Raw genomic sequence first — 8939 nt, 5'->3', positions numbered from 1 at the left:
GTACAAAGTAAACAATCTTTTTCTAATTGTGACGATAAATGTATAGCAATACGCACTAGTAGTAATTCTTAAATCAATTAATACCCAATAACAAAGCGATTAGTGAAAGCTAATCTTTTTGTTATTGGGTATTTTTTATATTTAATTTAGTAAACTTTATCTTTTCTTTACATTTGTTTTAATTTCTATTAAGTTTTAAACATTATATTAATATTTGTACAAAGCAATGTATAAAAATTGTACATTACTTTTAATATAGAAAAGTGATTATTATTTGGAATATTGTAAGGAGGAGATTATGACAAGGTGAAAAAACAAGAGAAGAAGAGTGGTAGAGTAGTACCTCTCCGGTTAAATATTTTATTCCTTTGTGTTTTTTTATTATTTTCTGGCATCATTATTCAGTTAGGAAAAGTGCAAATCTTTGATGGAGAAACATATAAAAATGAAGTAGAGAAGAGAGAAAATGCAACCGTGGGCCTTTCTGTACCACGTGGGAAAATATTTGATCGTGAAGGAAATCCAGTAGTTGATAATAAGTCTTTACGTACGATTACATATACAAAGGTGAAAGGTGTAAAACAAGAAGAAATATTAAAATCAGCAAGACAACTTGCAGACATTATTGAAATGCCGCAAGAAGATATAGATAAGTTAACTGAGACTGATAAGAAAGACTTTTGGATGCAATTAAATCCAGAACTTACTCAAGACTTAGTATCAAAAAAAGAAATAGATAAGTTCCGAGATAAGGATATTACCGGAAAAGAGCTAGACAAAAAAATAGAAGATTTAAAAAGGAAGCGCGTTACAGATAAAAATCTTCAAGAACTAACGGCTAAAGATATAGAAGTGTTAGCTATTAAAAGTAAAATGTGTTAGCTATTAAAAGTAAAATGACCTCAGGTTTTCAGATGGCACCTCAAATTATTAAAAAGGACGTTAGTGAACAGGAATATGCGGTGATTAGTGAAAATTTAGCGAAACTTCCAGGGGTAGACGCATCAGTTGATTGGGAGAGAATCTATGTAAATGATGGTCTATTTCGTTCCGTTCTTGGTAACGTTTCAAATGCTGATGAAGGATTGCCACGTGAAAGATTAGATTATTATTTAGTGCGTGATTATAGCCGAAATGATAGGGTCGGCAAAAGTTATATCGAACAGCAATACGAAGATGTACTTCATGGTACGAAAAAAGAAGTAAGAAGCATTGCTGATAAACAAGGCAATACAATGAGAACGGAAACGGTTTCGGAAGGAAAAAGCGGTAAAAATTTAACTTTAACCATAGATATGGAATTGCAAAAAAAAGTAGAGGAGAGTATAGAAAAAATATTAAAACAATATAAAGGATCAGAATCAATGTTAGACCGTGCTTTCGTAGTGATGATGAATCCTAAAAATGGCCAAGTATTATCAATGGCTGGGAAAAGGCTTGTAGAAAAAGATGGGAAAATGGAAGTAGAAGATTATGCTTTAGGCACGCTGACAAGTTCATATGAGCTTGGATCAACGGTTAAAGGTGCGACAGTGTTAACAGGGTTTGAAACAAATGCAATAACTCCTGGAACACATTTTTATGATGCACCTATGAAGTTTAAAGGAACTAAGGAAAAGAAGTCTTGGAAAAATTTTGGTGATATAGACGATCTAAGAGCGTTACAAGTTTCTTCAAACGTTTATATGTTTAATATAGCATTAAAAATTGCTGGTGTGGATTATGTGAAAAATAGTTCACTAGATATTAAACAAGAATATTTTGATAAAATGAGATATTATTTCAGGCAATTTGGACTAGGCGTACAAACTGGTATTGATTTACCGAATGAAACTGCAGGACAAATTGGAAGAAAAGATAATCAGCCTGGTTTCTTATTAGATTATTCTATTGGACAATATGATACATATACACCACTTCAGCTTGCACAATATATTTCGACTATCGCAAATGGAGGGTATCGAATGAAACCACAAATTGTTCAAGAGATTAGAGAACAAACCGTTCAAAAAGATGAGGTTGGTAAAGTAGTACAATCAATAGAACCCGTTGTTTTAAATAGAATCGATATGAAACAAGAATATATTAATCAAGTAAAAGAAGGATTTAGAAAAGTATTTCAAGAAGGAGATGGAACGGGAGTAAGAGCGTTCCAAAAAGCACCATATAAACCAGCTGGTAAAACAGGGACCGCACAAACTGTATATGGTGGAGAAAATGAAATTGGGCGAAATGCGAAAGGCGATCGTAGAGAATGTTATAACTTAACATTAGCTGGATATGCGCCATATGATGATCCAGAAGTAGCATTTTCTGTTGTAGTACCGTGGGTTGAAAATGATAAATCGGGCATTAACTCCGATATTGGAAAAGAAGTTTTAGATGCTTATTTTGATTTGAAAAATAAGCGATTAACTGGTGAAGCGCCAAAAACAGATGCCTCTAAAGAGAATTAAAATGGACGAAACGTCTCTAGCATTCATGTGAACTAGAGGCGTTTTTATCTGGGAATAGATTAGAAATGAGGTATATATGAAGCCGTTTATTCTAAAATATTGGAGGAACATATGTAGCTACATCTTAATTATAATAGGGGTTATTTTTATTAATAAGTCATTTTTATTTTGTATGGTAGAAGGAATTTCGATGCAACCTACTTTGAATGAAAAAGATTATATACTTGTTAATAAGGTAAACGTCTGTTTATCGTCTTTTCATCATGGAGATGTTGTCATTATAAAAAAAGAAGACGAGCCTACTTACTATGTGAAACGAATTATTGGATTATCGGGGGATAACATACAACTAAAAGAGGATGAGGTATTTACTAACGGTAAAAAGCGTGATGAATCGTATATACATTTAGATATGTCACAAGTATCCAATCGTTTTTCAAATTTGAGAGAAATAAAAGTTCCTACGCATAAATTATTTGTGTTAGGGGATAATCGTAATCATAGTAAAGATAGTAGGAATACACTTGGACTTATTGATGAGTCAAATATAATAGGTAAAGTAGAAATGGTATTTTATCCATTTGATCATATAAAATGGATAAAATAATTCTATTAACTATTCACGTTTTATAAAATAAATCATATATTGATAGCATAGGACAAGCAGAGAAGCTTGTTCTAACCTCACAGAACACTCCTTATCACGGTTAGGCATCTACATAGGTAGATGCTTTTTTTATGTTGATGACTGAAAATTATTTATCAACATAATGTAGCAAGCATTTTAGGACTATTAGGGGACGATTACATGTACAAATAACAGTATGCTTTAATTAAAACAGTGAAATGTAAGGAGTGAGGAATAAGTGCTAAATATTTTAGTAGTTAATTTTCCAGCAGAGGGACATGTAAACCCTACATTAAATTTAGTGAAAGCCTTTACTGAACGAGGGGATAACGTACATTATATTACAACTGCAAACTTTAAAGATAGGATTGAAGATTTAGGAGCTACTGTACATACACATCCGGATCTATTAAAGGAGATTTCTATTGATGCTGAAACCTCATCTGGGTTAAATGCTTTCTTTCATGTGCATGTTCAAACTTCTTTATATATATTAGAAATTACGAAACAATTAAGTGAAAGCATAAATTTTGATTTCGTAATTTATGATATATTTGGTGCGGGAGAGTTAGTAAAGGAGTATTTACAAGTTCCAGGTGTAGTGTCCTCGCCTATATTTTTAATTCCTTCAGAGTTTTTGAAGACATTACCTTTTCATCCAAATGCAGATATACCATTCCAACCAGAGGAGATCTCTGAAAAATTACTAAACCAGATGGAACATGAATTTGGAGTAAAACCAAAGAATAATCTTCAATTTATGAATAATAAGGGTGATGTTTGTCTCGTATACACAAGTCGTTATTTCCAACCTAATAGCGAATCGTTCGGAGAAAATAACATTTTTATTGGACCGAGTATTTCAAAGCGTAAAACAAATATAAAGTTTCCACTGGAATCACTTAAAGAGAAGAAAGTTATTTATATTTCAATGGGAACACTGCTTGAAGGACTCGAACCATTCTTTAATACTTGTATTGATACTTTTTCAGATTTTGATGGGATAGTTGTAATGGCAATTGGTGATAGAAATGATATTTCTAAAATTAAGAAAGCACCAGATAATTTTATAATTGCTCCATACGTACCTCAATCAGAAATATTAAATGAAGCGGATGTTTTTATTACACATGGCGGCATGAATAGCGTACACGATGCCATTCATTATAATGTCCCATTTGTAATAATACCGCATGATAAAGATCAGCCTATGATAGCGCAAAGATTAACTGAACTGGAAGCAGCGCGTAGACTATTGAAAGAACATGTTAATGTGCACACTTTAAAAGAGGCTGTAACAGATGTTCTTTCAAACGAAAAGTATAAGCATGGTATACGAAAACTTAATGATAGCTTTTTAGAATGTGGTGGTTCAAAAGAAGTAATTGCAGTTATTGAATCTCTTTTAAATAAAGTGAAACTTTAATCGTTGGGGGTTTTACTGCCCGTAAATAGCGGGGGAAATAGTCGTAACTATATACAAGCATAGAGGTTCGTACCTTTATGCTTGTATATTCTTATCCAGCAAATTGCACAGCAGTATTTGCATGTAAAAAAGCAGTATCAAAAACGGGAACAGTAAGATCATTTTGGGAGATGAGTAAAGGTATTTCAGTACAGCCTAATAGTATACCTTCAGCGCCGTTTTGAATTAATGACTTTGTAATTTGTAATAGCTTTTCTTTAGATGCTTCTGAAATGATCCCTTTACTTAATTCATCTAATATGACATGATGGATAACTGTTCTTTCCTCTTCATTTGGGATAATTGTCTCAATGTTATATTTCGCTAATCGTGATTTATAGAAATCTTGCTCCATCGTTTGTTTTGTTCCTAATAGTCCGATACGTTTTATATTTTGTTTTACCATTTCTTTAGCACTTACATCGCCAATGTGAAGAAACGGGATAGAGATTGCTTGTTCTACTTCTTCGGCAAATAGATGTACAGTATTTGAACACATTAATAAACAGTCAGCCCCAGATTTTTCAACCTTCTTTGCAACCGTGACTAGTTCATTTTTTACTTCTTCATATTGATGGTTTTGTAATAAAGTAGTTACTTCTCCAAAGTCCATACTATATAAAACTAGCTTCGCATTTTGATCGTATTGAGAGAGTGTAAGTGTATTAATATGTTTATAGTATAATGATGTAGATTCCCAACTTAATCCCCCAATTAAACCAATAACTTTCATAATGCATTCCTCCCGAAACGATTTTGAATTTATTATTTCATAATTCCGATAAGAATACAATGATTTAAATGTACTATTTAACGAAAAATAAAAATAGTTAGAAAAGTATTGAAATTTATGCTTTTTAGTGCCATAATACGAATTACAAATTAATACTTATCCAGAGAGGTGGAGGGAACGGCCCTAAGAAACCTCAGCAACCCCTATGCAATTTTATAGGAAGGTGCTAATTCCGCAGAGGACACGATGTGTTTTTTGAAAGATAAGAGGATTCTTGAACGTGAAAGAAAATGACCTCTTATGTAAGAGGTCATTTTTTTGTTGTATAGAAAGGAAGTGTCGATGCATAATTCATTTTTAAAATAAATATAGAATAATAAAAGTTGACCAATATGAGAGGGGAATTGTAATGAATAAATTATCAACAAAGTTAGTAGTAGCAATCGGGATTGAAGCAGCCTTATACGGGATATTAGGACTTTGGGGATTTTCTATTGCACCGAATACATTTATTAAACCAGCATTAGCTATATTAACTGTTTTTGGAGCATTATTTGGTCCAGTGGCAGGACTCTTAATCGGACTTATCGGTCATACCGTAACAGATACGATTGCTGGCTGGGGGATTTGGTGGGGCTGGGTTATTAGTTCAGGGATTATTGGTTTTTCAATGGGTCTTATTCAAAAAAGAGTTGGTTTTAGTGTGAAAAACGGGTCATTTAACAAGGGAGATATTTCTTATTTGGCAATTACTGGGTTAGTTGGTATTGTCATTGCTATTATATTTGCTGGGGCATTCGATATTATTGTGATGGGAGAACCATTTGACAAAATTGTTATACAAGTATTAGGAGCAACAATTTCCGATGTTATCGTATTCTTAGTTCTTGGATTGCCACTTACAATTGGCTTGGCGAAATCCAATAAGAAACATGCACATTTAAAAATTGAAAAGTAGGGATGTTAACATGCAACCAATTATTTCGTTTGAACAATTCACCTTTCAATACGGGCATGCTGCGCAGCCTACTTTAAGTGATATTACCTTTCATATATACCCTGGGGAAAAAGTGCTAATTGCTGGACGAAGTGGTTCAGGAAAGTCGACATTAGCTCATTGTATCAATGGGCTAATTCCATTTTCTTATGAAGGGATTAGTACAGGTAACGTATTAATTGCCGGTAAAGATCCGAGGGAAGGCAGTATTTTTGAACAGAGTAAACATGTGGGAACAATTTTGCAAGATCAAGATGCTCAATTTATTGGTCTGACAGTAGAAGAAGATGTAGCTTTTTATTTAGAAAATGAATGTGTAAATCAAGAGGATATGAAAAAGATTGTTTCGGACTCATTAAGAAAGGTGAAGATGCATACGTTTCATAAACAAAGTCCACATGAATTATCAGGAGGTCAAAAGCAAACAGTTTCTCTTGCTGGTTTATTAACAACAAATGCGGATATATTATTGTTCGATGAACCGTTAGCGAACTTAGATCCGCTAAGCGCATTACATACGATAGAACTTATGAAAGATATACATGAGCAATATAATAAAACGATTGTTATTATCGAACATAGGATAGAAGAAATTTTAAAGCTGGATTTAGACAAAGTTATATTAATTGATGAAGGTAAAGTCATTGCAATAGGAACACCAAAAGAAATCTTAGCGTCAAATATATTACCATGTATTGGCTTAAGAGAGCCTATTTACATCGAAGCATTAAAGAGATTACATTTTGATAGTAATAATGACGTAATATATCCAATGGAAAACCTTCAAAAGGAAAAGGTAAGTAACGTTATAAGAGAGTGGATGGAGAAACAAGTCATATTAAAAGGTAATACTAAAAACAAGGAATTACTTAAAGTGGAGAATTTATCATTTTCATACCCTAATAAACAAAAAGTATTAGAAAATGTAAACCTTTCAATATATGAAGGAGAAATTGTGGCACTGTTGGGACATAATGGAGCAGGGAAATCAACATTAGCTCATAGTCTTATAGGCATAAACAAAATGAAAAATGGGGAAATCTTGTTAGAAGGTGAAGATATTAGTTCTTGGTCTATTCGTAAACGTGGGGAAACCATATCTTACGTGATGCAAAATCCAAATCATATGATTACACAGCCCACTGTTTTTGAAGAAGTTTCATTTACATTAAAATTAAATAATTTTTCTAAGGAAGAAATTAAGAATAGAGTAGAAGAAACTTTAAAAATTTGTGGTTTATATCCATTTCGTAATTGGCCAATTCAAGCGCTAAGCTATGGGCAAAAAAAGAGAGTAACAATCGCATCTGTATTAACAATAGATCCCAAGCTTATCATATTAGATGAACCGACAGCGGGACAAGATTATTATCATTATAAACAATTTATGTCGTTTATTAAAAAACTAGCTAAAAAGGGAATCTCATTTGTTTTTATCACTCACGATATGAATCTCGCACTAGAATATGCAGACCGTGCAGTAGTTCTACATGAAGGGAAAATTATTGCGGATAATACAGTGTCTAATGTATTTGGTGATCAAGAAACCTTACAAAGAGCCAACTTAAGAGAGAGTTCTTTAACCAAGCTTGTTAAATTTAGTGGGATTGTATGTCCAGAAAAATTTATGGAGCTTTATTTAGACAGTAATAGGAGGGAGGAAGGTGCATAGTACATATTTTCATCGTATGGATGGGGTAGTAAAATTGTTTTTATTTATTTTTTGTATGACGATTACTTTTTTGTTTTTTGATTTTAGGTTGTTGCTAATTTTATTTATTATTGGGTGTATTGGACTCGGAATTGCTAAAATTCCATTTCGTAAAATTTTAATTGTTTTTAGTGTCATATTTACATTTAGTTTATTAAACTCTGTCATGATTTTATTTATTACACCCACTCATGGATCTGAATTAACTGAATCATATACCTCGTTTTTACATATTGGATATGCAACAATTACATATGAAACATTATTTTATGCAGCTACACTTTCATTAAAGTATTTTACGTTATTACCATTTACACTTCTTTTTATTTACACGACAGATTCAAGTGAATTTGTAAGTAGTTTAAGTAAATTTGGTATTCATTATAAGATTACATATGCAATAAATATTGCACTGCGTTATATTCCTGACATCCAGTCTGAGTATAAAATTATTAAACACGCGCAAGAAGCGAGAGGAGTGGCTTTTGAAAAAGGAGAAGCAAGTTTATGGGTTCGTATGAAGAACCGTGTTTTAATTTTCTGGCCACTAATCATTTATTCTCTAGAAAGAATAGATACGGTTTCAAATGCAATGGATTTAAGAGGATTTGGAAAGAAGGATAAACGTACATGGTTTTATACAAGTAAGGCGAAACGTGAAGATTTCATCGCTTTATTTGCCGGTGTTTTCATATTCATTGTTGCCGTATATTTAAAATTAAACGTATTTCAAAACTTTTGGTATCCATTTTAAAGCACTCTTTAAACGAGTGCTTTTACTTATTTTTATGTAGACATGCTCAAAAAAGGGATATACACATAATGTATAATACGAACCAGTTAAAATGATCAACTACCTATTAGTTTTCAAACCAAAAGGAGGAGAAAATATGAGTTACGGTGGTTCTTGTGGTTTTGGTGGAGGTTTCGCTTTATTAGTTGTGTTATT

The 8939-nt window shown here is 32.5% G+C and carries 6 protein-coding genes, 1 pseudogene and 1 riboswitch; of the genes and pseudogenes, 6 read left to right on the top strand and 1 reads right to left on the bottom strand.

Annotated features, from left to right (window positions below; translation table 11 throughout):
* The first annotated feature begins 306 nt into the window (after positions 1–306).
* From DN403_RS26045 to DN403_RS26035, 3 genes and pseudogenes are all read left to right on the top strand, one after another.
* Positions 307–2456: pseudogene (locus DN403_RS26045) on the top strand (peptidoglycan D,D-transpeptidase FtsI family protein).
* 76 nt (positions 2457–2532) lie between these two features.
* Positions 2533–3063: a signal peptidase I gene (gene lepB, locus DN403_RS26040; RefSeq protein WP_149185883.1), complete on the top strand. Its 531-nt coding sequence runs from the start codon at positions 2533–2535 to the stop codon at positions 3061–3063.
* 259 nt (positions 3064–3322) lie between these two features.
* Positions 3323–4510 carry a macrolide family glycosyltransferase gene (locus DN403_RS26035; protein WP_000932151.1) on the top strand — a complete coding sequence of 396 codons (1188 nt, stop codon included), beginning with the start codon at positions 3323–3325 and terminating at the stop codon, positions 4508–4510.
* Positions 4511–4601: 91 nt separating this feature from the next.
* Here the strand turns inward: DN403_RS26035 and DN403_RS26030 are convergent, their stop codons facing one another.
* Positions 4602–5282 carry an aspartate/glutamate racemase family protein gene (locus DN403_RS26030; protein ID WP_074790154.1) on the bottom strand — a complete coding sequence of 227 codons (681 nt, stop codon included), beginning with the start codon at positions 5280–5282 and terminating at the stop codon, positions 4602–4604.
* Between the two features lie 153 nt (positions 5283–5435).
* A riboswitch (SAM riboswitch) is annotated at positions 5436–5551 on the top strand.
* Positions 5552–5691: 140 nt separating this feature from the next.
* Here DN403_RS26030 and DN403_RS26025 point away from each other — a divergent pair.
* Genes DN403_RS26025 through DN403_RS26015 form a run of 3 tightly spaced genes read left to right on the top strand, consistent with a single transcriptional unit; the run spans position 5692 to position 8744 of the window.
* Complete coding sequence (locus tag DN403_RS26025) at positions 5692–6240, top strand: ECF-type riboflavin transporter substrate-binding protein (protein WP_149185882.1); 549 nt, start codon at positions 5692–5694, stop codon at positions 6238–6240.
* A 10-nt stretch (positions 6241–6250) separates the two neighbouring features.
* Entirely contained in the window at positions 6251–7951 is a 1701-nt protein-coding gene (locus DN403_RS26020) for an ABC transporter ATP-binding protein (RefSeq protein WP_001182502.1), read from the top strand.
* A complete protein-coding gene (locus DN403_RS26015) occupies positions 7944–8744 on the top strand; it encodes an energy-coupling factor transporter transmembrane component T family protein (RefSeq protein ID WP_133964175.1) in 801 nt (266 codons plus the stop codon). Before DN403_RS26020 ends, DN403_RS26015 begins: the two co-directional genes overlap by 8 nt.
* Positions 8745–8939 lie beyond the last annotated feature (195 nt).

Source organism: Bacillus sp. AY2-1, assembly GCF_008368965.1.
In the GTDB taxonomy this organism is placed as follows: Bacteria; Bacillota; Bacilli; order Bacillales; family Bacillaceae_G; genus Bacillus_A; species Bacillus_A thuringiensis_S.
Note: the sequence above shows the minus strand (reverse complement) of the source record. Positions and strands in the feature narration are given on the sequence as shown.